The sequence below is a fragment of the Archangium sp. genome (assembly GCF_036277355.1).
In the GTDB taxonomy this organism is placed as follows: domain Bacteria; phylum Myxococcota; class Myxococcia; order Myxococcales; family Myxococcaceae; genus Archangium.
This window is the reverse complement of the sequence record NZ_DASUNC010000208.1, coordinates 1-26,463: the sequence shown is the minus strand read 5'-3', so window position 1 is coordinate 26,463 and position 26,463 is coordinate 1. Positions and strand designations below refer to the sequence as shown.

Sequence of the window (26,463 nt, the reverse complement as noted above, 5' to 3'; positions counted from 1 at the left end):
GCAGGCCCTTCCTCATCGACTTCGGCACCGCGCGCCTGCCGGGAGCCCTCACCCAGACGCTGGGCCTGCCCGAGGGCGTCCTGCACCTGGTGCCGCCCGAGCTCCTGGCCTACACGCGCACCGAGGCGTGGAAGCGGGGCGTGCCCTTCCAGGGGGGCGTGCCCGCGGACTTGTACGCACTGGGGGTGCTGCTCTACCAGGGCCTGACGGACCTCCACCCCTTCAACCCCGAGCTGCCAGACAAGGAGTTGTTGGCCGCCATCGCCAGCGTCCCTCCCACCGCCCCCCACCTCCTCAACCCCCTGGCACCGCGCGCTCTCGGCGACATCTCCCTGAAGCTGCTGGAGAAGAGGCCCGAGGACCGGTACCCGGATACCGAGGCAGTGCTCCAGGCGCTGGAGGCGGCCGTGGAGAAGGTGAGGAAGTCCCCCGCCTGGAAGGTGCCCCTCTTCGCCGTTGAGGACAGTCCGCAAAAATCTCTCCCCCAAGAGGTGGCGGTACAGCCGGCCCCCCCTCCGGAGTCGGTGCGCGAGGCTCCAAAGGAGGCATCGCCATCCGAGGAAGAGAGCCAGGAGGAGCCGGAGCAGGTGACCCCTCCGGCACCTGCCGGCCCGCGGCGTGCGAAGTGGCCCCTGGTCGTACTCGCGGGCCTGACCGTGCTCGGCCTTGCCTTGTGGCTGGTGCACTCCACACTCACGCCACCACCCGAGGCGCTGCCGCCTGGGGTTGGCCCTGAGAAAGGAAGCCCCGCCGTGTCCACCCGCTCCATCCCCTCGAGTCTCCTCGCCGCCTGGCTGTGTGCCGTCGCTGGCCTGGGCTGTCCGGCCGCCCAGGTGAAACCCCCGGAGCCCGAGGACTGCCCCGACGAAGTGACGAAGAAGATGTTCCGGGAGTGGATGGTTCAAACGGGCTACGGTCTTCGGGCCATCGTGGACATCAACCAGCCCGGCGACCAAAGCGAGGTGGGCACCTACCAGGAGGGGCCCGTCATCGGACGCCTCGTGGAGGGCGCTGGAGGCCTGCCCGCGGGGACGATTCTCCATGGCCACCTGTGGACGGGACCCGGCATCTACGAGTTCAGGGAGAAGAAGAAAGTCCCGGCCGTCCTGGGCCGCTACACACTGGCCGTGCTGCCCGACGGGCAGAAACACCCTGTGTGCATCGTACTGGGCGGAGAGGACGGGCGTGTCCCCTTAGAGGAAGGCTCCAAACCTGGTGCCTTAGTGCTGGCGCGGGAGTTGCCATTGACCGCCGTCTGGCGCTGGCCGTGAAAGACATGGCTCCTCGGAGCCGCCTTGAACTCGATGTGATTGCCCGGCGATGACCACCAGGGTTCTCGGAATCGATACAGCCCTCGTTGGCTGGGAAGCGGTCGGAAGCGCGATCATCGAGTTCGACGCTTCCTCGTTCACTCGAGTGCGCGCTCCCGCGATCCCGTGGCCACGCCAGCCGTTGAGCGCTCGTGCCCTCGCCGTGGAGATTGATCGGTTCGCGCGCGCGGAGCACATCGCGGCAGTCGCCATCGACGGACCGCAGGGGTGGAGGGATCCTGCTACACCGCCGGGTACCCCCGGCGTAGGCCGCCGGTGCGAATACCTCTGCCGCACGCAGGGCAAGACAGGCGTCCATCCCCAGACGTTCCCGGCGAACCAGCGCCCCTGGATCGAGTTCTGCATCGAGCTGTTCGATGAGCTCCTGGCGTTCCCGGGCGTCGCGCTCGCCGAACCTGGAAAGCTCCAACCTCCGCCTGCCGGGGGATACTGGGTTCTCGAGTGCTATCCGACCTCGGCGTGGCGCTCCAGTGGGCTGACTCCGCTCCCCGGCAAGGCCAGAAAGCCGCGGCTCCAGCCATTCTTCGACGGACTGCGCGACCGATTCATGCTCCCGGATAGCATTCCGCCGCGGACGCACGACGACCTCCAAGCGCTCGTGGCGGCGTTGACCGCCGTCCCCGTCGCAGGCGGGCCCGCAACGGCGCTTCCGCGGGGCGTACCCGCGAGGACGGAACAGGCCTGGGGCGGGAAGCCTCGACGTCTTGAAGGGTTCATCTGGAATGTTCAGCCGGCCGGCTTCCTCTTGACTCGTGATGACAGCGGACCCCGGCGGACCCCGCCCACCGGCGAGACGCTCCGAGCCGCGACCGGACCCACTGTTCGAGTCACACAGCCTGTGCTCGATCAAGTGGCACGTGCCGGCCCCACACAGGCCCAGATTGCATTCACGAGACTCCCGGAAGGAGGGAAGCACGCGAGGAGACGTGTGTCCCTCGATGTCGAGGGGTCGAGTTATTGCGTGCTCATTGGAGACACGTCGGCAATCTGGCGGAGCCACCAGGACCCGAGCACGGCCGCCTCCTTCGAGGAGTTATTCGCGTTCCTCTCGGACCAGCCTGACGACCGTGCGGACGCAACCATCATCGGGCAAGACCCTGGCTTTTGACCCGTCATGCTCCGCTGCCTCGCCTGGTGGTGTCGGAGAGACCTCGAAGGCCGAATCAAAAAACGGGTAAGGTCGAACGCGCCCCGGGTTGAACCCCTGCCCCACCCGTGAGCCCGCCCGTCCGCTGTGCCACCAGACCAGCCAGCGTGTCCTCCGGTCGCATGGCGAAGCCCGGGCCACATGCCCACCGTCCCCCGAGCGGAGCGAGGGGGGAGCCATGAAGGCACGAAACACCATCAGCACACTGCTGCTGTCAACGGGGCTGCTCACCGGAGCCCAGGCGCGGGCCGAGGATGCGCCAGGCCGGCATGGCTGGGACCTCACGGTGGAGGCGAACACGGACTTCCCGCTGTCGGTGGGCGGGAGGCTGGGAGTGGAGTCACCGTGGCGTCTGCGGCTGTCGACCTCACTGGGCTACCTGCCAGCGGGATACGTGGGGCGGGTGAACGACGTGGCGGTGGGACTGGACGCCTACAGCCGCAACGAGGCGGACCTCATCGAGAACGCGCTGAAGAACTCGCTGGTGTGGAGGACGCACGTGGGCTGGAGACCCTTCGCGGGAGCGGGCCTGTACGTGGAGGGCGGCTACGGGCTGGTGGCGCTCGGCGGCGAGGTGAATGCCGAGGACGTGCTGGCATCGCTCATCGGCATCGAACCGCCCGAGGGCGAGGAGGCGCTGAACCGCGAGTACCGGGTGCGCTCGGTGTTGCACATGCTGGACGTGGAGGTGGGCTGGCGCTGGGGGCTGGGCGCGGGGTGGACGGCGCGCACGGCGCTGGGAGCGGCCTTCACGCTGGACTCCAACAGCCGGGTGGAGCCCCAGTTCCAGCCGAGCCAGCCGCTGCTGGTCAGCATCTTCTCGCGTCTGGCGGAGGGCGAGCTGGACAGGACCTTCGAGAAGTACGTGCACCTGCCGGTGCTCTCCTTCTCCATCGGCTACGCCTTCTGAGGTGACGGCGGAGGGCGGGTGAGACGGAATCACCCGTGACGTCAGCCGACGTGTCGGGTTACAACTTGACACCCGACATCCGTTTGTGGTCAAATCATGAATAATCGTATTTGACCTCAATGGGGGTGGTCTGTGCGTACACGGAAGGCCCTGCTCGCCCTGTGGGCGATGCTGAGCACCGCCGGGTGTGGGCATGGGGAGGCCGTGCGGAGGGAGGAGCCCGGGAGCGGGCTGCGGGTGGAGTGTGCCCGGGGCGACGAGGGAGCGTGCGGGGCGGAGACGTCCGGGGAGGAGACGCGGAGCAAGGGAGGGACGGTCTCGGCGCGCATCTGGGCGCTCATCGCGCAGGGGCAGTTCGCGGAGGCGCAGGCGCTGATCGCCGAGTCGACGGCGGCGGGCCTCATCACGCAGCAGACGGCGACGCGGATGGCGGAGCGCATCACGCTGCTCACCACGCGGCTGGGGCAGGTGCCCGCGACGCTGCAGCGGGTGAAGGACTTCCCCTCGCAGCTGCGGGAGCACTCGCTCTTCCAGATCAAGCAGATGCTGGAGAACAAGGACTTCAGCCTGGCGACGCAGGCGCAGTTGAAGCTGGCCGAGAAGCTCATCGAGCAGCAGGAGCGGTTGATGGAGAAGGTGCAATGACGAAGACGCCCTTGCATCCCACGGTCGGGGAACTGCTCGAGAAGCTGCGCGAGGCCCGGAAGGGCCGGGGGACGGAGTCGCTCCGGCTGGAGCAGGTGAGGCGTTACCGCGAGCTCGTGGCACACAACCCCACCTTCACTCCGGCGCTGCTGGAGCTGGGCCGGCTGCTGCAGCTGACGGACGAGCCCGGAGTGGAGCCGGAGGAAGCGTTCGTGGAGGTCCAGCGGTTGCTGGAGCAGGCCGTCGAGGTCTCGGGGCGGGAGGCAGCCGCCGTGGTGGAGCTGGGCTACTTCCTGGACACCCTGCGGAACGCATCCGAGAAGGCCACGCCGCTGTACGAGGAAGGCGCGGCGAAGGCGCTGGAGACGCTGGAGGACGCGTGGGCGGGACTGATGCGAGCCTGGGTCCACGAGCGGACGACGGAGTCTTTGAAGAAGGCGCTGGAGCTGAGCGAGCTGGCGGAGAAACTCTTCCCGGACTCGGGCCGCATCCAGGGAGTCGTGCACGACGCACGCAACACGGCCATCCGGGATGGTCTGCTGAAGCCCTGACTCCCTCTCCCTCCGGGAGAGGGCGGGGGTGAGGGTATCCGGTTCCCGAGTTGCCCCGGTGAGGCGCCCCTGGCCGCTCCCCGGACGACCGAGGCCCACGGTGACCCCGTGTCCCCACGCGGGCCACTGCTCGAATAGGCTCGGAGCCCGCATGAGCCTCCTGCGCCGAGCGAAGCGAGAAGACAATCCCCAACTGTTGGAGCTGTTCGGCGCGGTGCCGATGCAGGGCGAGCTGGTGCTGGCCACGCAGCGTGCGCCGGACTTCTTCCGTCTCTACGACATGCAGCGGGGAGACGCGGAGCTCTGGGTGAACGAAGTCGAGGACGGCCTGGACGGAATGGGGGCCATCCTCGTGAGGGACGGCTGGCTGGAAGGCAGACCGTGCCGGGTGGGCTACCTGGGAGACCTGCGCACGCGCTTCTCGGCGAGGCGGAGCCGGGGCCTGGCGCGCTTCTACGGTCCGGTGCTGGAGGAGACGGCGAAGCGGCTGGGCGTGGAGGCATTCCTCACGGCGGTGATGGCGAGCAACGCGGCGGCGCTGCAAGCCCTCGTGAAGCGCAAGAGGCACCGCGAGGCCCAACCGCACTACTCGCTCCTGCGGCGCTTCTCGGCGGTCTCGGTGCACTTCACCCGCCGCCGGGAACCCACACCGGGCCGCTACCAGGTACGCCGCGCCACGGCCGAGGACGTGCCGGCGATGGAGGCACTGCTGGACGCGGACCACCGCACGCGTCCCTTCGGCTACCGGTACGACCTGGGGGAGCTGAGGCACCGGCTGGAGCGCTGGCCGGGGATGAGCGTGGAGGGCAGCTACGTGGCCTTCGACGGGAGCGGGAAGCTGGTGGGGTGCACATCGGCGTGGGACCCGGAGGCGGTGAAGCGCTACCGCGTCATGGCGTACCGGGGCTCGATGCGGTGGGTGAAGTGGGGCTACGACGCGATGGCCACGGTGCTGCGCGCGCCGAGGCTGCCCGCGCCGGGCAACGACTTCCGCTACTTCTACCTGTGCAACACGAGCGTGGTGGGAGAGGACCCGGCCATCCTGCGCGCGCTGGTGGAGCGGGTGTACGCGGATCACCACGGCCGGGGCTACCACTTCTTCTCGCTCTACCTGGGCGAGGAGGATCCGCTCGCTCCGGCGCTGGCGGGCTTCTTCCAGCGCAAGCTGGACTTCCACCTGTACGCGGTGACGCCGGCCAGCATGGCGCGCGAGCACTTCCCATCGGGACGCACCGGCTTCGAGATGGCGCTGGCCTGAAGCACGGCGCGCTCAGTACGACGAGAAGGGCGGCCGCACCATGACGAGCTTCGGGTAGGCGCAGCGGAAGCCCGACTTCTCGTAGTTGCGCTGCGAGGCGGTGGCCGGCTCGGTGGAGGCGGTCACCACATCGGCGCCGTGCTCGGCGGCCCAGGCCATGCGCGCCTGGATGAGCGCGAGCTGCAACCCCTTCCCCCGGGACAGCGGCACCACCCCATCGGCGGACAGCAGCGCCACGCCGTCCGTCACGGACACCACGCCCACGCCCCGGGGCTCGCCATTCTGGAGCGCCAGGAAGCAGGTGTTGCCCTGCGTGTGGACGATGCCCAACCCACCGGACAGCTCCAGCTCGGACGCGGCGGGCCGCCCCAGGTAGGCGAGGAAGAAGAGCTCGGCCCAGTGCCGCTCCTCGCCCGGACGCACGGGCCGCACCTCGACCCCCGGCACGGGCGGCGGCACGGGCGTGGGCTGCCGGTACCAGACCTGGAGGAAGCGCTCCACGCGGTAGCCCCGCGCGCCCAGCTTCCCGGACAGCGAGGGCTCGGAGAAGGGATTCAGCTCGATGCGGACGGCGCCCCCGCCCTGCCCCAGCAGGTCCTCGATGCGATCCAGGTCCGCCAGACTCACCATGCCCTCCAGCCCCACGCCGATGGCGGCGGAGAAGGACGAGCGCGGCCCGAGGAACAGGGCGCGCCCACCGGCGACGCGCAGCGCGGGGGCTCCCTGCCGCGAGGTGATGGGCGTCCGGTCGATCTGCTCCGCCTGGGCGTTCTCGATGCGCCGTGCGAGCACGCGAGGGTCCTGCACTGGATGAGCTGGCATGGAGTCTCCGGCCGCGAGTCTGCTCGCAAGCCCCCGGGAGGGTCGAGCACGCTTGCGAGACATGCGTCCGCCATCTCATGCTTCGGGGATGCCAAGACATCAACTCCTGGGATGCGTGCTCGCCCTGCTCCTCGCGGGTGCCGGGTGTACGGCGGGCCGGGTCCATTCCACACCCGCCGGGAGCGACGGCACCGAGGCGCGTCTGGAGCGGGCCCAGGCCCTCCTGCGAGGACCGGACCGCGAGGCCGCGCTCACGGACCTGGAGGAGCTCTCACGCGAGCTGGAAGCGCGGCTGAAGGAGCGGCCCGAGGATGCGCGGCTCCACGGGCTGCTGGCGCGCACGGCCTTCTATCTGCAGTGGGAGGAGAAGGCGTACGCGGAGGCCGAGCGGGCGCTGGCGCTCGAGCCGGACCAGGCCGAGTCCCACTACATCCAGGCCTTCCTGCTCGGCGGCCAGGACAAGGCCGGAGAGGCGCTCGTCCACGCCACGCGGGCCGCGGAGCTGGAGCCGAAGCAGGGCAGCTACTGGCAGCTGTTGGGCACGCTCCACCTGCAGCTCGACCAGCCGGTGGAGGCGCGCGGGGCGCTCGAGAAGACGCTGTCGCTGGAGCCGAGGAACGCGCAGGCGCTCTTCGTCCTGGGGCTGCTGGCCATGGACGAGGGCAAGGCGGACGAGGCGCTGGAGGCCTACGAGAAGGCGCGCGAGTACGAGCCGGAGTTCGCCATGGCGCACTACAACGCCGGGCAGCTGCGGCATCTGCGGGGTGAATCGGCCGCGGCGCTGGAGCGCTTCCAGAAGGCGGCGGAGCTGGAGCCGGGGGACTGGCGGACGCGGGCCAAGCTGGTGCAGCTGCACCAGGCACTGGGCAACACGGAGAAGCGGGAGGCGGAGCGCGAGGAGCTGCTGCTGCTGCGGCAGGCGGGCAAGGTGGACAAGGAGTACTACGTCCGCGAGCAGTTCCAGGAAGCGGGCCGCACGGTGATGGCGGTGGAGAACTTCGAGCTGGAGGGCGACTGGGCCAAGCGCTACGAGTTCCAGGTGTTCGCGCCGGACCAGGAGCGGCCCACGTTCGTCCTCTCGCTGGGCTCGTACGCGTACACCAACGTCTTCGCGCGCGAGAAGGACCCGACGGGCCCGCGCCTCTTCCACCTGGATGGCTACACCCCGGACGGCGCGCACGACACCTATGGCTTCTTCAACGGCGAGCCGTCCTACGACGACACGCGGAAGATGGTCGTCTCCATCCTGAAGGGCGAGCTCAAGCCCATGTCCTCGACGAAGCCGAGCCAGCAATAACCCCAGAAGCAGAATCCCCCGGAGGAACGAGTCCCACCGAGCCCCACTCCCCTCGCCCTCCGGGAGAGGGACGGGGTGAGGGTGCCACGCGCCCCGGGTTCCCCCCGGGCGGACCTCACCGCGCGGCCGTGCTCTCCTCGCGGGCCTCTTGCTTGCGCACGGGCAGCTCGAGGGTGAACGTGGCCCCCTGGCCGCGGCCGGCACTCTCACAGGAGAGCGAGCCACCCAGCTCCTCGGCGGCCAGCGCGCTGGTGTGCAGGCCAAACCCGTGCCCGTCCTTCTTCGTGGTGAAGCCGTGGGTGAAGAGGAGCGGGACGTGCTCCGGGGCAATGCCCGCCCCGTTGTCGGAGACGATGATGCTCAGCCGCCCGGCCTCGGCCGGCACCACGCGGAGGGTGAGACAACCATCCGGGCGGCCACCCTCCTTCACCGCGTGGCGCGCGTTGCTCAGCAGGTTGAGCAGGATTTGCAGCAGCTTGTGCCGATCCACCCAGACGGGCGGCACGGCGGCGTACTCGCGCCGCACCTCGATGCCCGCCTTCCCGAAGGAGGCCGCCTGCAGGCGCACCGCGCCGTCGATGAGCTCGGGCAGGGACACCTCCTCCACCAAGCCGGAGAAGCGCGCGTACTGCTGCTGCATGCCCACCACCACCCGGATGTGCTCCACCCCGTCACACAGCGCCTGCAACTCCGCGAGCACGGCCTCCTTGTCCTGGGTGAGCTGGGTGGTGAGCGCCTCGAGGTAGCCCGGCAGCTGCTTGCCCCGCGGATCCTCGGTGAGGAACGCGCTCAACCGCGCCTCGTTCTCGCGCAGCAGCTGCACGGCCTTCTCCAGGCTGGACACGCGCAGGCTCCGGATCCGCTCGGACACGATGCCGGCCGACACATTCACGCTGTTGAGCGTGTTGCCCACGTTGTGCAGCACGCCCGTGGCCACCTCGGCCATGCCCGCCTGGCGCGAGGCATCCACCAGCCCCCGGTGCAGCTCGCTCAGCCGCGCCTCGGCCGCCTTGCGCTCCGTCACGTCCCGCCCGAAGACGGTGAGCTTCAGCACCTCGCCGTGCTCGCCCCACACGGGGCTGACGGTCAGCTCCAGGTCGATCATCCGACCCGTCTCCCCCAGCGCCGGCAGGCGCACCTCCTCCTTCAGCCGATGGCCTTCCCGGGCGCGCTCCAGCCGCCCCCTCCAGCGCACCTGCCGCTCGGGGGGCAGCTCGCGGAAGACGAACGTGCCGGGGGGAATGTCCCGGCCGAAGATGCGCTGGAAGTACTGCCTGGCGGAGTGGTTGGCGGTGAGCAGCCGCCCCTCCACGTCCAGGGAGCACACGACGTCATCGGTGCTCTCGATGAGGCTGGACAGCTCGCCCTCGTTCTCGTGCAGCGTCCTGCGGGCCTGCTCGAGCGTCTCGTGCGCCTCCGTCCGGAAGGTGAGGAACAGGGACGTCACCGCCCAGCCGAACGCGATGAAGAGGGCCGTGAAGATGCCCATGGACCACTCCATGGCACTCAAGCCCGGCCGCGACATGCCCAGCGGATAGAAGACGAGCGGCGTCAGGGCGCAGAGCACGGACACGGCCAGCCCGAGCTTCCACCCCAGCAGGTAGGCCGCCATCACCGGGACCAGCACGCTCGCGGCATGCGTGGTCATGGCCGGCAGCTCCAGGGCGAGCGAGTTGAAGAGGATGGCGGCCCACAGGAAGACGCACAGCAACAGCGCCGGCAGGTGGGGCGAGGCGCGCCACCGCAGCAGCGCCAGCAACCCCAGGAAGAAGCCACCGGACAGCGCGCTCGGCACGCCCAGGCTCCACGCGGACGGGGTGAACTGCAACAGCCCGGTGAACACCACGGCGCCCCCGAACTGGCTCAGGCAGAGCGCGACCACCATCCGGGCCCGGCTCAGCTCCAGGGGAGAACCGTGGCGGAGGGGCGCCGGGATGAACACATCCAGCCGATTCACCAGCCGCGTCCAGAGCACGGTGAACCGAGCCGCCCACCCGCGCCGCGCCAGACCCACGCTGTCTCCGTCCCCCCGGGTGTCCTCGCTCGACATCATCCTCTCCGGGTCGATGGCCGCGACTATGCCGCAACCCGCTCCGGAAGAAGAAGCCTCCCCCCCCGCTCAGGAGGCGAGCACGGCCCGGCGCTCGGCGGCGGGCTCGCCCAGGGGCAGCAAGAGGGTGAAGGTCGTACCGGCCCCCTGCTCGCTGCGCACCCGCAGCTCCCCGCCCATCTTCTGCACGAGCGAGTGGCTGATGGACAGCCCCAGCCCGGTGCCCAAACCCGCCGGCTTGGTGGTGAAGAACGGATCGAAGATGCGCGGCAGCACCTCGGGAGGAATCCCGTGGCCGGAGTCCGACACGTCCACGCGCACGAAGCTCCCTTCACGCGCGGTGCGGATGCGCAGGGTGTGGCGCTGCGGCGAGCCGGGCTGCATGGCCTGGATGGCATTGATGACCAGGTTGAGGAACACCTGGCTGAGCCGGCTCTCGCAGGCGAACACGGGCGGCAGCTCGCCGTCGTAGTCCTTCACCAGCGCCGCCGTGCGCTTGAGCTCGGTGTGGGCCATGCGCAGCACGAAGTCCAGGCTCCCATTCACGTTCACCGGCGCCAGCGCGTTGTCCGGCGCGTGCGAGAAGAAGCTCATGTCGCGCACGATGTCCCGGATGCGCTTGCAGCCATCGAGCGACTCGGCGATGACCTCCTTCGCCTCGGCGAAGAGCTCCGCCAGCGGGGCCGGGACGCCGGGCATGCCCGGCAGCTGCCGCTCCAGGTCCTCGCGCCAGCCCTGCAGATAGCCGAGGTTGGAGAGCACGTAGGCCATGGGGTTGTTGATTTCATGGGCGAGGCCCGCCGCCAGCGCCCCCACCGAGGCGAGCCGCTCGTTCTGGATGCTCTGCTGCTCCAGCCGCCGCTTCTCGGTGAGATCATGCCCCACGAGCAGCAGGCGCCGCGCGGAGCCGACCTCCTGGAGCGAGGCCACGACGTCCAGCGCGAAGCGCTCACCGCGCGGAGCGCACAGCCCCTGGTTCTCCAGGCGCAGGGTGCCGCGCGAGAGCAGGGCGTGGAGCGACTGGCGCAGCACGTCGCGCTCGCTCTCCGGCACGAGCGACTCGAAGGGGGTGTTGAACAACTGGGGAGCCGAGCGCCCCAGCAGCCGCTCGGCCACCGGGTTGAGCTCGATGACCCGCCCCGCCTCGTCGAGCAGGAAGACGGCATCCCCGGAGGACTCGAGCAGCTGGCGGTTGCGCGCCTCGGTCTGCTTCACCTGGAGGCGCAGCTTCAGCAGCAGCTCCACCTGCCGCTTGAGCGCGAGCAGGTTGCGGCGCTGCTGCTCGTCGAGCACGCGGGACTGGCGATCGATGACGCACAGGGTGCCCAGGGTGAAACCATCCTCGGACAGGATGGGGGCACCCGCGTAGAAGCGGATGGAGGGGGCATGGGTCACCAGCGGATTGGCGGCGAAGCGCGGATCCTTCGAGGCGTCCTCGACGACGAACACGTGCTCGCGCTCGATGGCGAAGGTGCAGAAGGACACGCAGCGCTCCGTCTCGCGCACGCCCGGCAGGCCCACGTTGGCCTTGAACCACTGCCGGTCCCGGTCCACCAGGCTGATGAGCGCGATGGGCACACCGCACAGCTGGGCCGCCAGCTGGACGATGTCGTCGTATTCGGACTCGGGGAGCGTATCGAGGATGTCGTACCGACGAAGAGCCTGAAGGCGCTTCTCTTCGTACAAGAGACCGGGAGGAAGCATGCGGTCTTGATCTGCATCACCTCCCGGGGTGCGGCAGTGGTCCGAATCCAAACTGTGAACAGCAGGACACCTGGCGAGTGTGTCCTTCAACACAGTGGAGGGTCTCAGCGGACGACGGCCTCGAGATTGGCGGCCTCGACCCGGCAGGTGGCATCCGGGAAGTCCCCATCCACGGCCACCTGCAGCCGCAGCTCCTGGCGGCCGGTGACGAAGTCGGAGCGGCGCATCACCGACACGTAGGTGGGCAGGGACTCCGAGCCATCCGCGGGCGCCATCACCTGGACGCCCTCGAGGAGGACGGGCCCGTCGTAGCCCGTGAAGAGGTAACAGAGGACGACGCCGCCACCGGGACGCGACGCGGAGACCCGCGCGGTGAGGAGCATTCGCACGCGCGAGGGCACCGTCGTGTCGAACGACGTCACCACCTCCGGCACGTCGACGAACATGATGGAGTCGGCCTTCGCGGCCACCGCGCTCTGCTCGGCGTAGTACATGCGGAACCCCGGGCCCGCGGGACCCGCCGGACCCGCCGGGCCCTGCTCGCCCCGGGGTCCCTCTGCTCCCGGAGCACCGGGCTCCCCCCGAGGACCCATGGGCCCCTGCTCGCCCTGGGCGCCCCGCGGCCCCATGGGCCCGCGCTCTCCCGCTGGCCCCTGAGGACCGGTGGCCCCCTGGACCGAGCCCAGGTCACAGGCCGACAGACACAGCAACAACACTCCCCAGCTCAGCATCGCGCGCTTCATGGTGCCCATCCCCTCGGTGTTTGAAGAGGAGACCGGGCAGGGGATTTTTTCTGGGAACCGCCCCCTTTTTTTCCGGAGCGGCGTCAGTCGAAGCGGTGGTGCCGCCGGGTGTCGCGCATGAAGGCGTACACGAGCAGCGAGCAGAAGATGCAGCCCGACACGTACCAGAAGAACCACGTCTCATGGCCGGCCAGCTTGAGCCAGGTGCCCACGTACTCGGCGGTACCGCCGAAGATGGAGACGGTGAGCGCGTAGGGGAGCCCCACGCCCAGGGCGCGGACGCGAGCGGGGAAGAGCTCGGCCTTCACCACGGCGTTGATGGAGGTGTAGCCGGAGACGATGAGGAGCGCGGCCAGCACCAGCAGGAAGGCGGTGAAGGCATCGCGCGTGCGCGTGAGGGCCGTCAGCAGGGGCACGGTGCACAACGTCCCCATGACGCCGAACCACATGAGCACGGGCCTGCGGCCGATCTTGTCGGAGAGGAGGCCGAACACCGGCTGCACCAGCATGTAGAGGAAGAGGGAGGAGACGGAGATGAGCGTGGACTGGTCTCGGGTGAGGCCCACCGAGTTGACCAGGAACTTCTGCATGTAGACGGTGTACGTGTAGAAGGCGAGCGTGCCGCCCAGGGTGAGCCCGACGACGAGGGCGATCTCCCGGGGGTGGCGCAGCAGCTCGCGCATGGGGTGGTGCTCCGTCTTCCTGGCGGCCTCGGCCTGGAAGGCCTCCGTCTCCACCATGTTGCGGCGCATGAAGAAGCCGAAGACGGCGAGCGCGGCGCCACAGAGGAACGGAATGCGCCAGCCCCAGGCCTCGAGTTGAGGACCGGTGAGCACCAGCCGCTGCAGCACCAGCAGCGTCACGGTGGCGAGCAGCTGGCCCATGATGAGGGTGACGTACTGGAAGGAGCTGTAGAAGCCGCGGTGGCGGGAGGTGGCGACCTCGCTGAGGTAGGTGGCGCTGGTGCCGTACTCGCCGCCGAGCGAGAGCCCCTGGAGCAGGCGGGCGAGGATGAGGATGACGGGGGCGAGGACGCCGATGCGCTCATAGGTGGGGCACAGGGCGATGATGAAGGAGCCCAGGCACATGAGCGTGACGGAGAGCGACAGGGCGGCGCGGCGCCCGCGCAGGTCCGCGTAGAGGCCCATGAGCCAGCCGCCCACGGGACGGATGAGGAAGCCGAGCGCGAAGACTCCCGCGGTGTTGAGCTGCTCCACCACGGGGTTGTCGTGGGGGAAGAACGAGCGGGCGAAGTACAGCGAGAACGCCGAGTAGATGTAGAAGTCGTACCACTCGATGAGGTTGCCCACCGAGCCGCCGAAGATGGAGAGGAGGCGCTGGCGCACGCTCGGATCCGCGGCGGACGCGGACGTGAGGATGGAGGAGGTCTCGGACACCGCGGCCCTCACTCCCGCGTGACGAAGCGGAACACGTCGGCGAGCGCGGTCACGAAGCCCATCTCCTGGATGGCCCGCAGCTCCCCGCCGTCGAGCCACACACCGTGGCACCGCTCGCACACGTCGAGCAGCACGTGACGGTCGCGCTCGCTGCGCACCTTCTTCATGATTCCCCGGGGACGGCACCGGGGACAGGCCACCTCGCGCGTCTGGACCTCGTCGGCCGGCAGCTGGCGCCACTCGAGGAACCGCACGTTCACGGTGGACTCCAACCGCCGCAGGTCCTCGCCCTCGAGCCAGTGCCCTTCGCACTGGGGGCACTGCTGCGCCTCGACCCCCTCGGGCTGCACCGGGGTCATCACCTTGTCACAACGTGGGCAGTTCATGGTCCCACCTACGGTATCAAGTCTCAGATCCAGAAGACGATGCCGCGCTCCTCGTCCGCGGGGCCCTCGCCGTGTCCGCCCTCGAGCAGCCAGCGGCGATAGGCCTCGATGTCCGCGTGGAGCAGGTCCGCCTCGGTGCCGGCGAAGACGCCGCCTCCGGGACCGTTCGTCAGGCCCTCGCGCTGCACCTTCATGATGTCCACGTCCTGGCGGATGACTTGCGTGGTGTACCAGCGCACCAGCGGCATGAGGGCCCGCGCCACCAGCGCGCGCGGCAGGTCATACGGCAGCCGGTAGCTGATGGCCGTGTAGACGAGGCTGTCCGTGGGGCCAATCGGCGTCACCTGCGAGTTGATGGCGAAGCCGCTGCGCTCGCCCCACATGTAATCCACGCGGGTGATGTTGGGGATGAAGTAATGGTCCGTGTGGACCATGGGCAGGCCACTCGGGTTGAAGATGCGGCCCAGCCCCGTCACCGTGTCCTGCTCCTGCTGGTAGGTGACGAGCACGCTGCCCTCCGAGCGCTTCACCCGGGCCGGCACCCGCTTGCGCGCCGGGTCGCGGAACCACCCCCGGTGCACGAAGACGGTGTGCGGCACGTCCATGAAGTTCTCCACCAGGTTCGTCACCCCGTTGGGGAAGCGCGTGACCATGAAGTACACGGTCCACTCGGGCCGGCCCCAATACGGCACGCGGAAGGCCGGGCGGCGGGCGCGCTTCGCGTCTCCGCCCATGAAGACGTAGACGAGCCCGTCCTGCTCCAGCGTGTCGAAGCGCTGCAGCCTGCCGAGGTCGCACGGGCGCACCTGGAGGCCCGCGCGCGCGTGGCCCTGGGCATCGAGCGCCTCGCCACACTGACTCGGGCCGAGCGAGGGCACCTCCACCACCGCGCCCGAGGCGTCATAGGTCCACCCGTGGTACGGGCAGCCGATGCGGCCGTGGAAGACGTCTCCCGCGGACAGGCGCGCGTTGCGGTGCAGGCAGCGGTCGCGCAGGGCCGCGGGCCGGCCGTGCTCGTCGCGGAAGAGCACGAGGTTCGTCCCGAGGACGGTGCGCGCCAGCGGCTTGCCCTGGGGCAGCTCGGTGGAGAGACAGGCGACGTACCAGAAGTCCTTGAGGGCGCCGCAGCGGGTGAGGTCGGCCTCGGCCTCGAGGTCCACGGCGGGCGTCGTGACGAGCGCGAGGTTCGGGGCTTCGAGTGGATTCCTCATGACTGCTTTCCTTGCTGGGAGAACCAGGCGGTCCAGCCGGCCTGGCGATGGAGATCCGTGGGTTTGATGTCACCGGCGCGCTGGCCGAGCGCGATGCAGCGGGCCTCGTAGCGGCGGGTACCCTCGGTGACGCGCAGGGCGCTCACGGGGCCGAGCTGGCCGAGCTCGCGGGCATAGCGGTAGTGGTAGCCCTCGCACAGGGCGCGCTCGAGCGCCTGGGCGGCCTCGTGCAGGCGCGCGTCGGGCACGTCGGTCTCGAGGAAGAGCCGGTAGGCCGGTGGCGCGTGGGGCTCCCACTCGGGGGCCACCATGGCGAACGGGGGCCGCGGACCGCCGAGCACCGCGGGGAGCAGGGCCTCGAGCACGGTGGAGACGCGCGTGGCGGCGAGCTTCTCTCCGACGAGGTCACTCACGGCATCGGCGCGGCCCAGGAAGCGCAGACAGGGCGTGGCGTGGTGGAAGCCCTCGACGCGGACGAGGTCTCCGATGCGGTAGCGCAGCAGGCCGCCGGAGGTGGAGAGGAGGACGGAGTAGGTGCGGCCGGCTTCGAGCTCGTGCGCGAGCCGGGGGCGGGCCTCGGGGTGCTCGGGGTCGAGGAACTCGAAGAAGTGGCTGCGGACGGCGAGCACGGGGGCGGGCGCATCGAAGAGGGGCAGCGTGACGACGCCCTCGGTGGCGAGCAGGCCCTTGCCCTGGATTTCGACACCGTGGAAGCGGCGGCGCGCGGGAGCGACGGAGTGCGCGGCCTGGGCATCGGTCCACATGCTGAGCAGCGCGAGCCGGGGCCAGAGCATGCGTCCCTGGAGCCCGGAGCGGAGGGCCTCGCGAAGCAAGCGGGCACGCTCGGGACGGGGAGAGAACCGCATCCCAGCCAGCACCCCATCCACCTCCTCCGCGCCCCCTCCCCTCACCCTGCCCACTCCTCCCTCGCCCTCCGGGAGAGGGTCGGGGTGAGGGTATCCGCCCCCGTCCTCCCCACCGTGCCCCCCACCGAGTCCCCGAGGAGGCCTGCACACCCCGCGCTCCAAGTCCTCCGCCAGCCGCTCCCCGTGCCGCTCCAGTGCATCCATGAGCAGCGTGAGGAAGCTCGGATTCCACACGCTCAGGAGCGCCAGCTCCTCACACGCCACGAGGAACCACAGCGTCACATACCGGCACGACTCGACATCCGGCAGCCGGGCCACCGCGCCGGGCACGGCGAACACGCGCGAGAGCACCGGTTGCAGGAAGCGCGGGAAGTACGCCGAGTCCTCCACGCTCCCCACCGGAATCCCTCCGGCGGTCCTCCCCTGCTTGCGCCCGATGGGCGAGATGGACCAATAGCTCGGGCCCTCGCGGACCGCGGGGCGCGAGTGCAGCAGGTCGAACAGCATTGGCGCGAGCGCCCGGTGGAACTCGTCGAGCAGCCCTCGCGTCATGGGCACGTACTTGGACGCTCCCGAGGAGCCTCCCGAGGGCTCGAAGCGAATCACGGGCTCCCGGGTGAGGACGCGCGGTGAACCTGCCTTGAGCGCCTCGATGTCCGGGAGCACCGAGTCAGGCGTGGAGATGGGCACCGCATCCTGGAACTCGCGTGCCGTGCGGATGTTGGAGAAACCGGGGAGGCGCGTAGATTGAACGGTGTCCCTCGTGGCCCGGAGGATCCGCTCGAGGTTCTCGGACTGCGCCTGCTCCGGACTCTCGAGCGCTCGGTGGAACAGGAACGCGGCTGGTGCCTGGGCCGCCATGAGCCCCGACAGTAGACGGCGTGATGTCAGCATGGGTTCAACCTGGGGCCCTCGATACCCTCACCCCGTCCCTCTCCCGGAGGGCGAGGGGATATTGCGACAGTGGGGATTCGTGCTCACGGTGAGGGTGCTCGCGGTGGTGCTCATGCTCTCACTCCGATCAGCTTCAGGCCCCGGCGCGTCCACAGCCGCAGTTGCTTCATCGTCAGCTCCGTCAGCGCCCACAGCAGATCCCTCGCCCGGATCTCCGCCAGGCACACCAGCTCCTCTCCCTCCACGTGCGCCGGGTTGTTCTTCGCGAAGAAGGCGATGTGCGGATGCGCCGCGGCCTCCCGGTCGATCGGCGACACCCCATCCCTCACCCGGTAGTGCGCGCCCGCGAAGCGCACCGTCCCCTTCTTCCCGTCGTACTGCTCGCCGAACCAGCGCATGGACAGCGCGCGCAGGAATGACACCCGCTCCGGCGGCGATTCCCAGTCGTGCCGTGGCACCGTGCGCGGGAAGTGATTCACCGCCAGCAGGTACGTCTTGTAGCCCGCGCTCAACAGCAGCCACAGCAACGGCCGCAGCGGGCGGCGCAGCTTGCGCGCGAGCATGAAGCGCCCGAAGCGCACCTGCAGCTCCTTCTGTCCCCAATAGTCCGGGTGGATGACGGTGTCGCCCGAGAAGACGACCTCCACCGCCTGTCCCCCCACCTGCTCCTCCGAAACCCGCAGCGTGCTGAAGCCCACCAGCTCGCCCGAGCGTCTCGCGGACAGGAGGATCACATACTGCTTGTCGGCCAGGTCCCGTAGGAAGCGCTCGGCGCTGACGCCCGCGTAGCACACCTGCATCAACGCGAGCATCTGCGCGCGCTGGTGCTCGGTGAGCGACTCGCGCGAAACGGTGGCACCCTTCAAGGCGGAGAACATCGGACTCCCTATCGGCTGCCGCGCAGGCCCGCGGTCACGGCGGGCTGCGAGAGGACGTGGTAGCGGTCGGCCTCGAGCTGCACGGTCTGCACCTCGCCGCCGTACCAGTGAATCGAGGCCGTCACGGGGCCCGCATGCCGCCCCAGTCCGAAGTGCAGGCGCGGATCCGCCGAGGCACTCAGGCCTCCCATCAGCCCCACCTCCTGCACCTGCTCCACGCGCTTTCCGCCCTCCTCGTAGGACACGACGACGCGCGACCCCACCGCGCTCCGGGCCGTGCGCCGCCCATCCCCCACGAGCGACACGCCCACGAAGTGCGCCGCGTCCTTGCCCGCGCCCTCGCGCAGGGTGTTGCGGTAGACGGACGCGGGCCCGTGCTGGTTCGTGATGACGGCATCCAGGTCTCCGTCATCATCCAGGTCCGCGAGCAGCACGCCACGCGAGTTGTCCGGGTCATCCAGGCCCAGCTCCTTCGCCACGTCCACGAAGTGGCCAGGCTGCTCGTCGCCGAGGTTCATGTACGCGCGGCGCGGCTCGTTCGGGTAGATGGTGCGCCCGCGGATGTCGCCCCACTTGTCCGCGTACGTGTGCACCTCGGGGCCGGACTGCATCAGCTTGTGATTGACGTACCAGTAGTCCTTGCGCCCCGAGTCGTAGAGGTGATCCAACCGGTCATCGAGGTGCCCGTTGGCCTGCACGATGTCGGGCCACCCGTCGTTGTCGAGGTCCCCCGCCGCCGCGCCCCAGCCGAAGCGCCGCTCGTTGAGCGCACCGCGGAACGTCGCCTCGTCCTTGAACTCGGGGACGAACGGGTCCTTCCCCGGAGACAGCATCCACAGCAGGCTGCCCTCGGCCTGGAGCGAGTGGTGCACGTTGGACACGTACACATCCAGCCACCCGTTGCGGTCGAAGTCCGCCACGGTCGAGTTCATCCCCTTGTACGTGTCCTTGCCGATCTCCCCGAACAGCTTCCCCACCACCCGGCGGAAGTGTTTGCCCTGCTCGTTGAGGTAGAGCTCATCCGGGCCGAAGTCGTTGGCGATGTACAGGTCCGTCCAGCCGTCCTGGTTCAGGTCCACCGTGCTCACGGCGAGCGACCAGCGCGTCTCCTTCAGCCCCAGCGCCACGGAGTCGAGCTTCTCGAAGGTGCCATCGCCCCGGGCGCGGTAGAGCACGTTGAGGCCGCCGTTGTCGGCGTTGTGCCAGCCGTTGTGGAAGAAGCGCAGCATGCGCCGGTCCCCGGGGTACTCGGGCGGGGGCAGCTTGAAGAAGTTGAACGGGGTGGGCGTGGCGTAGTCCGGCAGGTGCGTGGTGAGCGCGTTGGCCACGAAGAGGTCCAGGTGCCCGTCCCGGTCGAAGTCGAGCAGCGTGACGGCCATGCTCACCGAGTGGTCCCCCACTCCGGCGCGCGTCGTGACGTCCTCGAAAGCCGCGGTGCCCGTCTCGCGCAGCAGGTTGCGCAGCAGCTTCGAGGGCCCGAAGGCCACCGCCACCGCCAGGTCCTGGTCCCCATCCCCGTCGTAGTCCACGAAGGTGCCACCGGCGGCCGCGCCCTCGGTGGTGTAGCTCGCGGCGATGTGCTCCAGCGCCGGCACCTTCACGCGCTCGAAGCGCATCTCCCCCAGGTTGCGGTACAGCGCGGCGCGGTCCCCGTCCGACTTGAGCGGATTCGTGAGGAAGAGATCCAGCTTCCCATCACCGTCGAAGTCCCCGGTGGCCACGGCGTCGCCCACGCTCAGCACCCACTTGGCCACGTGCAGCACGCGCGGGTCCACCTTCAACAGCACGTCCCCCATCGTCGAGCCGAGCCCCGTATGCGAGGCCTCCAGCCGCTCCATGTGGAAGGGCAGTGGTCGCGACTTCACCGAGGGCGCCACCACGAGGAAGTAGCCCGCGGCCATCGCCGCGCCGAGTCCCCCCACCGCCGCCAGGCGCTTCATCGGCCCCGGAGAGAACACCCCCGCGAAGTACGTGCGAGGCCCGCGCTGCCACAGGGCACGCCCGTGCAGGAAGAGGAAGCGCGCCGTGGCACACGTGAGGGCCGCGTAGAAGAAGGTGAAGACGCTCTCCTTGAGGTGGAGCACCAGGTCCACCAGCGTGAGGGCGAGCGCCAGGAGCACCTGGGCCCGGGGCGTCTTCGGCGACGTGCCCGGGTCGGTGATCATGTAGAAGGTGAAGATGAAGAAGGCCGGCGCGCCCAGCGTGCCGAGGAAGAGCACCTCGGGCGGCAGGTGGTGGCGCAGGATGTACGCGCGCAGGGCCGTCTGCAGCGCGTAGAAGAAGAGGAAGCTGAGCACCAGCCACGTGCGGCCCACGCGGAAGAAGAAGAGCACCAGCGCGGCCATGAGGATGAAGGCCGAGAGCGCCACCTCGCCATTGGCCCACTGGTAGGCCGGCGCCGCGGTGATGAGCTCGCGGGTGAAGAGCAGCGAGGTGGCCACGCCGAACATGGACGGGTTGAAGACGTGGCGGCCCTCGTACGTGAGCACGTACTTGGAGCCGATGGTCAGCCACACCGGCAGCAGCAGCAGCCAGCTCGAGTGCGAGTAGTTGAGCAGCAGCGCCAGCGAGCAGCATGAGATGTAGCCACTCAGCGGCACCACCTTCTCGCGGCGCAGCAGCCAGCCCAGGCCCGCGTCCAGCGCGCTGCCGGTGGCGACGATGGCCAGCATCTGCCACGGGTTGCGGTTGAAGCCGAAGAAGGAGAAGCCCAGCACGCCGTACAACGTGAGGATGGCCGCGAAGGGGATGCGCGGGTCGTTCCACCGGGGCCACACCCAGCCCCAGCGCTCGACGCGCGGGGCCGTGTGCACGCCGGTACCCACCGGCGCCGGATGTGCCACTGCCTGCTCAGCTCTCATGGGACGCGCCTCCGAGCGCGCACCGAGCGTGCCCCGCCCCCGTCCCTCTGTCCAGGACGGGCGGGGGGCTTGCATGTCCCCCCTGGAGCCTGCCCACCATGATGTCGATTCCCATGCATCCCTCCTCGTGCGCGCCCCTTCCTGCAAACTCCGGGCTCCTCCCACTTCGCGCTCCCGTCCCCCCCGGGTTGCTCGGCCGCGCCACCGTCCCCGCTCTCCTGCGGCTCGCCGCCACCCAGTGGGCGTGGATCTCCCTGTGCTGGCTGGCCATGGCGTGGGTGCCCGCCCTGTCGCCCCTGTTCGCGCTGCTCATCGCCGGCCGGCTGCATGCGCTCGGCGTCGTCCTGCATGACGCCATCCACCTGCCCTGGCGCCACAAGGGCCTCGCGCTCCGGCTGCTGGAGCTGCTCGCCGGCCTCCCCGTCGCCACCACGATGGAGGCCATGCGCTACCACCACCTGCGCCACCACCGCGACGCGGGCCTGCCCTCGGACCCCTACCGGCGCCCGCCCTCGAGCCCCTGGCGCCAGTTCGCCGTGTGGCTGCGCGTCTGCCCCATCCTCCCCTTCTGGGTGCTGCGCGGTCCCTTCGGGCTGCTCGCCTGGCTCCTCCCTCCGCTGCGCTCCCCGTACGCGCGGCTCTTCCTCCAGGACCGTTCCGGCGAGCCGCTCACCCACGACGCCGAGGTGCTCGCCTGCGCCCGCGCCGAGTCCGCCCAGGTCCTCTTCCACCTCGCGGTGCTCGCCGCCGCCCCGCGCTGGCCCTCGGCGGTGGGGCTCGGCTACGGGCTGCCCTTCCTGCTGACCTCGGCCCTGTGCGCGTGGCGGCTGCTCGCCGAGCACACTCCCAGCACGGTCCACGGACGCACCCTGCGTGACGTGCTCGCCTGCACTTCGGATCATGGGCTCGGCTGGATGGGCCGGCTGCTCACCGCGCCCCTCCACGTGGGCTGCCACGTGGTGCACCACCTGCATCCCCAGGTGTCCCTGCACCACCTGCCCCGGCTTCGCGACTGGTACCTCCTGCGCTACCCTGACCTCTACCCCCGCCCGCGCCGTCCCTGATGCTCGCCCCCCTCACCCGCGTCCTCATCCTCGCCCTGCTGGGCCTGTCCGCCGCGCTCGGCTTCCTGTTCTGGCGCAGGCAGAACGTCCAGGCGGCTCGCGGCGGCCGCATCTCCCCGCCCAAGCTCGCCTGGCTCTTCTACGCCATCTTCCTCTGGTTCCTCCTGTGCCCCCTCGTGGCGCTCGACTCCTCCGTGCACCCGGACCTGCGCCTGGTGCTCGGCAGCTTCGGCGCCTGCATGTGGCTGCGCGGCGTGGCAGAGCTCTACATGCTCTACGTCTCCCACAACTGGAAGCCACCGTACGGCATCGGCCATGACGTGCTGTGCATCGCCCTGCTGCTCGGCGGCCTCTCCTGGTACCAGCTGCGCCGCGACGGCCCGCCCTCGCCCCTGGACGTGTGGGCCCTGTCGTTGATCGCCCTCGTGCTGATGAGCCTCATCGTCGAGGTCATGTACGCCACGCTCTTCTTCCAGGCCGTCGGGGGACACACCACGGGTGAAGACGGCATCTGGTTCGCCGACGAGGAGCAGGCCCGCTTCCGCCGCATCAACCGCATCACCCTGGCCTGCAACATTCCGCTGTACGCGGGACTCGGTGGACTGCTCGCCGTGGCGCTCGGATTCGCGGCATAGGCAGCTCTCCATCGCCCCGGCGCGGTCCTCCACCGGGAGCGTCTTCCTCTTCGAGACCGCTGTGCCTCGACGACGGCCCCGTCCCCCCCGGCTCCTCCATCTACGGGTTTGATCCGGACGACTCCCAACCCGGCGTGACGGACGCTCCCGCGGAGCCGGACCTGGAAGCCCTCCTTCTGGGGGAGTGAAGAACGGCCTTTCTCACCAAAAAAGAAAACCGCGACTTCACCGCCCTGTTCCCGTTCCAGAAAATATCTGCTAATACTGCACTCAACGCAAAATTCTAGGAACCCGGTAGCCCGCAGATGTGCGCCAAACGGGCATGGCAGGCTACCCACGTGACGGTATGGGGAGGCTGCGGGCATCCCCACCCGTAGCGCACCGTCATGGCCGTAACTCCCCGTTCACCCCCCTGGAAGGACGGACGATGAAGGTCTCGTTTCTCAAGAATCGCGTCACCCGCACGTGGATGATGGGCTTGTGCCTGATGGCGGCGCCGGCCGCGCAGGCCACCAGCATCCGGGTGTTGGATCCGCGGTTGCCCACCGTGAAGCCCACCAGTCCCGAGTTGGAGCCGGAGACGCCGGTGCAGCGGCTGGTGGTGAAGTTCCACGAGGGCACCCGGGTGCGTGTGCGTGGTGGTGGGCTGCAGGTGCTCTCCACCGAGCGCAACCCGGCCGAGCGTGGGCGCATGGCGCGCCGCGGCCTGTCCGAGCAGAAGCTGCGGCAGGATCTGCTGGCGGCGCTGCGGGTGTTCGCGGACGTGCCCCGCATGGGCCCGCCGGGACGCCTCTTCCGCCAGGACGAGCTCACGCTGGCCGAGCGCAAGCGCCTGGCCGAGGAGCGCAGCGGCAAGGAGCAGGCGGACCTGGACCTGTACTTCGAGGTGCCGCTGAAGCCGGGGACGCTGGCGGCGGACGTGAACGAGTGGGTGATGCGGCTCAACGCGCTGGACAGCGTGGAGATCGCCTACGCCGAGGCGGCGACGGAGCCGGCGTGGTTCGGCCTGGAGGTGTCCGGCCAGTCGAGCACCCCCACGGCGGGCTACGAGGGGTTGCAGGGCTACCTGGAGGCGGCTCCGGGAGGAATCGACGCGCGTTACGCCTGGGCGGTGCCGGGGGGCACGGGCACGGGCGTGCGGATCGTCGACGTGGAGGGGGCGTGGAACGGGACGCACGAGGACCTGCCGCGCTTCTTCTACACGGGAGGCGTGCAGTTCAACGACCTGGGGTGGCGCAACCACGGCACGGCGGTGATGGGGGTGATGGCGGGCCAGGCCAACGGCTACGGCGTCACGGGCGTCTCGTATGGGGCGCAGGTGGGCCACGAGGGCGTGGCGGGCCAGAGCATCGCGAGTGCCATCACGCGCGCGGCGCTGGTGGCGGGCAAGGGCGGCGTGGTGCTGCTGCAGCTGCAGGCGCGGGGGCCTCGCAGCACGCGGGACTGCACGTGCAACACGAGTCAGTGCGACGAGGTGCCGCTGGAGTACTGGCGGGCCAACTTCGACGCCATCGCCCAGGCCACGGCCAGCGGCGTGCACGTGGTGGAGGCGGCGGGCAACGGCAGCGTGGACCTGGACTCGCCGGTGTACCGGGGGGCGTTCGATCGCTCGATGCGGGACTCGGGAGCCATCTTCGTGGCCGCGGGCACGGCGGACACGCATGCGCCCATGTGCTGGACGAACCATGGCAGCCGCGTGGATGTGTACGCCTGGGGCGAGAAGGTCGTGACGCTGGGTTACGGCGACCTGTCGAGCGCGGGCGAGGACCGGTGGTACACGGGCACCTTCAGCGGGACGTCCAGCGCGGCGCCGATCGTGGTGGGCGCGGTGGCCAACCTGCAGGGCATCGCGAACGCCGCCGGCAAGGGTCCGCTGGAGCCGCGCGCGCTGCGTGAGCTGCTGCGCGCCACGGGTACGCCGCAGGCCACGGACGCGAAGCAGATCGGCACCATGCCCAACCTGCGCGAGGCCATTCCCCAGCTGCTCACGAAGTAGGTACCGGGCAGACGGTGAAGTGAGAACGGAGTCCCGGAGCACCGGGGCTCCGTTGTCGTTTCCGGGGTGGAGCGCGCGGGCGGCGGAGGCAAGCCCGGTGAAGCTCAGGCTTCTTCGTCGGGCAGGAGCGTGAGGAGCAGCTCGTCGTCGGGCCCGCGCGGGCGCCAACCGGGTGGTGGTGGTGATGCGCGAAGAGCTGCCTTGGCCCGCTCGACGTGCTGGTCATGGGTTTCTGGGGTGAAGGTCCCCCAACGGGCGAGTGCCACGGCAACCTTGAAGCGGGTCGCATCGTCCAGCACGTCCGGCCAGCCATTGGGGAGTGCTTCGGCCAGCTCGCGCACGAGCTGACCGCGCACCAGGCGCGTGAGTTTGCGGCTTCGCTCTGCTTCGGCGACCAATCCGCTGAACACCTGCACTGCCGCGACATCATCAGGCCCCAGCTCATCCGCCAGTTCCAAGAGTGAGGCGGTGGGGCGCGCCTCGGCGAAGGCAGTGAGCGAATCGTAGCCACGCTCGCGGACCCGCTCATACAGGCGCGCCTTCCAGTTGCCATCCCAGGAACGTCCGTCGGTCATTGCCTTCTTCAAAGAGTGAAGTTCAGACTTCCTCGTCAGGCAGGAGCGTGCGCAGTAGCTCGTCGTCGGGCCCAAGGGGGCGCCAGCCAGGCCGTGGTGGTGATGCGCGGAGCGCTGCCCTGGCTTGCTTGACACGCTCCTTATGCGTTTCTGGCGTGTAGGTCGTCCAACGGGCAAGTGCGTGGGCGACATCGAAGCGAGTCTTGTCGTCGAGCACGGCCGGCCAGCCATTCGGGAGGTGCTGAGACAGTTCTCGCACGAGTTGCCCGCGCACCAAGCGCGTGACTTTGCGGCTTCGCTCTGCCTCGGCGACCAATCCGCTGAACACCTGCACTGCCGCGACGTCATCAGGACCCAGCTCATCCGCCAGTGCTACCAGCGAAGCGGTGGGGCGCGCCTCGGCGAAGGCCGTGAGCGAATCGTAGCCACGCTCGCGGACCCGCTCATACAGGCGCGCCTTCACGTTGCCCTGCCAGGCACGTCCGTCGCTCATCGGCCTCTCCACGGGATGAACTTCATCGGGATGCTGTACTCCTTCATATACCCCGCGACGACGTTCAGGACCTCATTCCGCGTCAACATCTGGCCAGCTTCGGCCTCCGCCTCGTACAGCGCCTCCATGATCATCCGATTCCATTCACCCGGCCATGTACGACCGAGCTTCCAGTTTCCTCCGCCGTGAATGGCCTGATGGTGTGCCTGCTCCAGCTTGACGCAGAACTTGTTGATATCCATCTCGCCGGTGAAGCCGCGTTTCTCGAACCACTCGCGGAACTCCTTGGGCATGACGTGGTGACGCGGGGACTCGGCCATACCGGCGCCTGTCTTGCCCGTCACGCGCATGCCCCGCACCTCGGGGCTGTCGCCCAGCGCGTCGCGCACGCCCCGAGGGAGGTCGCCGTGCCCCTGCGCCATCATCACGTGGCCGGCCTGGAGCCGCACGGCGGCGCTGACGGCGGGCAGGGAGAGGACGCCCGCGCGCACCAACTGGCGCATCATCTCCACCCACTCGGCGGACACCACCATCCGCGTGCCCATCATCACGCCGTTGGGGCCCACCATGAGGCCCACGCCGAGCGAGACGGGCGCCGCCGCGCGCAACGCGGGCAGGGTGAACTTCAGCGCCGACACGAGGGTGAGCGCCTCCATGGACTCCTTCAACAGCAGCGCCGCCTCGAGGACCTTCACCCCCTTGTTCATGGTCTCGAGGAGCTCGGCGAGCTCGCGCGTGAGGTGGCCCAC

At 69.6% G+C, this 26,463-nt stretch carries 23 protein-coding genes; 10 read left to right on the top strand and 13 right to left on the bottom strand.

From position 1 onward, the window contains the following. The 6 genes from VFZ09_RS50805 to VFZ09_RS50780 form a co-directional block, all read left to right on the top strand. Positions 1–1,271, top strand: a 1,271-nt coding sequence (locus VFZ09_RS50805) for a serine/threonine protein kinase (protein WP_329735117.1), incomplete at its 5' end; no start/stop codon positions are given. Positions 1,272–1,320: 49 nt separating this feature from the next. After that, complete coding sequence (locus VFZ09_RS50800) at positions 1,321–2,439, top strand: DUF429 domain-containing protein (protein ID WP_329735116.1); 1,119 nt, start codon at positions 1,321–1,323, stop codon at positions 2,437–2,439. A gap of 217 nt (positions 2,440–2,656) precedes the next feature. After that, positions 2,657–3,388 carry a hypothetical protein gene (locus VFZ09_RS50795; protein WP_329735115.1) on the top strand — a complete coding sequence of 244 codons (732 nt, stop codon included), beginning with the start codon at positions 2,657–2,659 and terminating at the stop codon, positions 3,386–3,388. Between the two features lie 132 nt (positions 3,389–3,520). Continuing rightward, positions 3,521–4,033 carry a hypothetical protein gene (locus tag VFZ09_RS50790; protein ID WP_329735114.1) on the top strand — a complete coding sequence of 171 codons (513 nt, stop codon included), beginning with the start codon at positions 3,521–3,523 and terminating at the stop codon, positions 4,031–4,033. Further along, positions 4,030–4,584, top strand: a complete 555-nt coding sequence (locus VFZ09_RS50785) for a hypothetical protein (protein ID WP_329735113.1) — start codon at positions 4,030–4,032, stop codon at positions 4,582–4,584. Before VFZ09_RS50790 ends, VFZ09_RS50785 begins: the two co-directional genes overlap by 4 nt. A gap of 151 nt (positions 4,585–4,735) precedes the next feature. Continuing rightward, a complete protein-coding gene (locus tag VFZ09_RS50780) occupies positions 4,736–5,842 on the top strand; it encodes a hypothetical protein (RefSeq protein WP_329735112.1) in 1,107 nt (368 codons plus the stop codon). A 12-nt stretch (positions 5,843–5,854) separates the two neighbouring features. Here the strand turns inward: VFZ09_RS50780 and VFZ09_RS50775 are convergent, their stop codons facing one another. After that, complete coding sequence (locus VFZ09_RS50775; protein WP_329735111.1) at positions 5,855–6,664, bottom strand: GNAT family N-acetyltransferase; 810 nt, start codon at positions 6,662–6,664, stop codon at positions 5,855–5,857. Between the two features lie 115 nt (positions 6,665–6,779). Here VFZ09_RS50775 and VFZ09_RS50770 point away from each other — a divergent pair, with 115 nt between their 5' ends. After that, positions 6,780–7,961: a tetratricopeptide repeat protein gene (locus VFZ09_RS50770; protein ID WP_329735110.1), complete on the top strand. Its 1,182-nt coding sequence runs from the start codon at positions 6,780–6,782 to the stop codon at positions 7,959–7,961. A gap of 115 nt (positions 7,962–8,076) precedes the next feature. Here VFZ09_RS50770 and VFZ09_RS50765 read toward each other — a convergent pair whose 3' ends face one another. From VFZ09_RS50765 to VFZ09_RS50725, 9 genes are all read right to left on the bottom strand, one after another. Further along, complete coding sequence (locus VFZ09_RS50765) at positions 8,077–10,014, bottom strand: ATP-binding protein (RefSeq protein WP_329735109.1); 1,938 nt, start codon at positions 10,012–10,014, stop codon at positions 8,077–8,079. A gap of 66 nt (positions 10,015–10,080) precedes the next feature. Beyond that, complete coding sequence (locus VFZ09_RS50760) at positions 10,081–11,715, bottom strand: ATP-binding protein (protein WP_329735108.1); 1,635 nt, start codon at positions 11,713–11,715, stop codon at positions 10,081–10,083. A 104-nt stretch (positions 11,716–11,819) separates the two neighbouring features. Further along, positions 11,820–12,458: a hypothetical protein gene (locus tag VFZ09_RS50755; RefSeq protein ID WP_329735107.1), complete on the bottom strand. Its 639-nt coding sequence runs from the start codon at positions 12,456–12,458 to the stop codon at positions 11,820–11,822. A gap of 83 nt (positions 12,459–12,541) precedes the next feature. Beyond that, positions 12,542–13,855 carry an MFS transporter gene (locus tag VFZ09_RS50750; protein ID WP_329735106.1) on the bottom strand — a complete coding sequence of 438 codons (1,314 nt, stop codon included), beginning with the start codon at positions 13,853–13,855 and terminating at the stop codon, positions 12,542–12,544. Between the two features lie 8 nt (positions 13,856–13,863). Continuing rightward, positions 13,864–14,241 (bottom strand): zf-TFIIB domain-containing protein, encoded by a 378-nt coding sequence (locus tag VFZ09_RS50745; protein ID WP_329735105.1) that lies wholly within the window; start codon positions 14,239–14,241, stop codon positions 13,864–13,866. Between the two features lie 23 nt (positions 14,242–14,264). Further along, positions 14,265–15,452, bottom strand: a complete 1,188-nt coding sequence (locus tag VFZ09_RS50740; RefSeq protein WP_329735104.1) for an aromatic ring-hydroxylating dioxygenase subunit alpha — start codon at positions 15,450–15,452, stop codon at positions 14,265–14,267. Further along, positions 15,449–17,212 (bottom strand): GH3 auxin-responsive promoter family protein, encoded by a 1,764-nt coding sequence (locus tag VFZ09_RS50735; RefSeq protein WP_329735103.1) that lies wholly within the window; start codon positions 17,210–17,212, stop codon positions 15,449–15,451. Before VFZ09_RS50735 ends, VFZ09_RS50740 begins: the two co-directional genes overlap by 4 nt. 110 nt (positions 17,213–17,322) lie before the next feature. Beyond that, positions 17,323–18,090, bottom strand: coding sequence for a hypothetical protein (locus tag VFZ09_RS50730; protein WP_329735102.1), 768 nt, complete (start codon positions 18,088–18,090; stop codon positions 17,323–17,325). A gap of 8 nt (positions 18,091–18,098) precedes the next feature. After that, the gene (locus tag VFZ09_RS50725; RefSeq protein WP_329735101.1) at positions 18,099–20,951 is read right to left on the bottom strand and encodes an FG-GAP-like repeat-containing protein; all 2,853 of its coding nucleotides are present in this window, start codon (positions 20,949–20,951) and stop codon (positions 18,099–18,101) included. Positions 20,952–21,049: 98 nt separating this feature from the next. Between VFZ09_RS50725 and VFZ09_RS50720 the strand changes: the two genes are divergently transcribed. The 3 genes from VFZ09_RS50720 (at position 21,050) to VFZ09_RS50710 (ending at position 24,646) form a co-directional block, all read left to right on the top strand. Continuing rightward, a complete protein-coding gene (locus VFZ09_RS50720) occupies positions 21,050–22,015 on the top strand; it encodes a fatty acid desaturase family protein (protein ID WP_329735100.1) in 966 nt (321 codons plus the stop codon). Further along, positions 22,015–22,650, top strand: coding sequence for a hypothetical protein (locus VFZ09_RS50715; protein WP_329735099.1), 636 nt, complete (start codon positions 22,015–22,017; stop codon positions 22,648–22,650). Before VFZ09_RS50720 ends, VFZ09_RS50715 begins: the two co-directional genes overlap by 1 nt. Positions 22,651–23,077: 427 nt before the next feature. After that, a complete protein-coding gene (locus VFZ09_RS50710) occupies positions 23,078–24,646 on the top strand; it encodes a S8 family peptidase (RefSeq protein WP_329735098.1) in 1,569 nt (522 codons plus the stop codon). A 104-nt stretch (positions 24,647–24,750) separates the two neighbouring features. On the opposite strand, the gene VFZ09_RS50705 is transcribed toward VFZ09_RS50710, so the two are convergent. The 3 genes from VFZ09_RS50705 to VFZ09_RS50695 all read right to left on the bottom strand — a co-directional run. Next, positions 24,751–25,221, bottom strand: a complete 471-nt coding sequence (locus VFZ09_RS50705; protein ID WP_329735097.1) for an NUDIX hydrolase — start codon at positions 25,219–25,221, stop codon at positions 24,751–24,753. Positions 25,222–25,243: 22 nt separating this feature from the next. After that, entirely contained in the window at positions 25,244–25,714 is a 471-nt protein-coding gene (locus VFZ09_RS50700; RefSeq protein ID WP_329735096.1) for an NUDIX hydrolase, read from the bottom strand. Continuing rightward, positions 25,711–26,463: DUF2380 domain-containing protein (locus VFZ09_RS50695; RefSeq protein ID WP_329735095.1), on the bottom strand; the 753-nt coding region annotated here is incomplete at its 5' end. The genes VFZ09_RS50695 and VFZ09_RS50700, both read right to left, overlap by 4 nt.

What these genes read in the sequence shown, in the direction of transcription:
- VFZ09_RS50800 (WP_329735116.1), top strand. Translation starts at nt 1,321, where the DNA reads ATGACCACCAGGGTTCTCGGAATCGATACAGCCCTCGTTGGCTGGGAA.
- VFZ09_RS50795 (WP_329735115.1), top strand. Translation starts at nt 2,657, where the DNA reads ATGAAGGCACGAAACACCATCAGCACACTGCTGCTGTCAACGGGGCTG.
- VFZ09_RS50785 (WP_329735113.1), top strand. Translation starts at nt 4,030, where the DNA reads ATGACGAAGACGCCCTTGCATCCCACGGTCGGGGAACTGCTCGAGAAG.
- VFZ09_RS50780 (WP_329735112.1), top strand. Translation starts at nt 4,736, where the DNA reads ATGAGCCTCCTGCGCCGAGCGAAGCGAGAAGACAATCCCCAACTGTTG.
- VFZ09_RS50775 (WP_329735111.1), bottom strand. Translation starts at nt 6,664, where the DNA reads ATGCCAGCTCATCCAGTGCAGGACCCTCGCGTGCTCGCACGGCGCATC.
- VFZ09_RS50765 (WP_329735109.1), bottom strand. Translation starts at nt 10,014, where the DNA reads ATGATGTCGAGCGAGGACACCCGGGGGGACGGAGACAGCGTGGGTCTG.
- VFZ09_RS50760 (WP_329735108.1), bottom strand. Translation starts at nt 11,715, where the DNA reads ATGCTTCCTCCCGGTCTCTTGTACGAAGAGAAGCGCCTTCAGGCTCTT.
- VFZ09_RS50755 (WP_329735107.1), bottom strand. Translation starts at nt 12,458, where the DNA reads ATGAAGCGCGCGATGCTGAGCTGGGGAGTGTTGTTGCTGTGTCTGTCG.
- VFZ09_RS50745 (WP_329735105.1), bottom strand. Translation starts at nt 14,241, where the DNA reads ATGAACTGCCCACGTTGTGACAAGGTGATGACCCCGGTGCAGCCCGAG.
- VFZ09_RS50740 (WP_329735104.1), bottom strand. Translation starts at nt 15,452, where the DNA reads ATGAGGAATCCACTCGAAGCCCCGAACCTCGCGCTCGTCACGACGCCC.
- VFZ09_RS50735 (WP_329735103.1), bottom strand. Translation starts at nt 17,212, where the DNA reads ATGCTGACATCACGCCGTCTACTGTCGGGGCTCATGGCGGCCCAGGCA.
- VFZ09_RS50730 (WP_329735102.1), bottom strand. Translation starts at nt 18,090, where the DNA reads ATGTTCTCCGCCTTGAAGGGTGCCACCGTTTCGCGCGAGTCGCTCACC.
- VFZ09_RS50725 (WP_329735101.1), bottom strand. Translation starts at nt 20,951, where the DNA reads ATGAGAGCTGAGCAGGCAGTGGCACATCCGGCGCCGGTGGGTACCGGC.
- VFZ09_RS50720 (WP_329735100.1), top strand. Translation starts at nt 21,050, where the DNA reads ATGATGTCGATTCCCATGCATCCCTCCTCGTGCGCGCCCCTTCCTGCA.
- VFZ09_RS50715 (WP_329735099.1), top strand. Translation starts at nt 22,015, where the DNA reads ATGCTCGCCCCCCTCACCCGCGTCCTCATCCTCGCCCTGCTGGGCCTG.
- VFZ09_RS50710 (WP_329735098.1), top strand. Translation starts at nt 23,078, where the DNA reads ATGAAGGTCTCGTTTCTCAAGAATCGCGTCACCCGCACGTGGATGATG.
- VFZ09_RS50705 (WP_329735097.1), bottom strand. Translation starts at nt 25,221, where the DNA reads ATGACCGACGGACGTTCCTGGGATGGCAACTGGAAGGCGCGCCTGTAT.
- VFZ09_RS50700 (WP_329735096.1), bottom strand. Translation starts at nt 25,714, where the DNA reads ATGAGCGACGGACGTGCCTGGCAGGGCAACGTGAAGGCGCGCCTGTAT.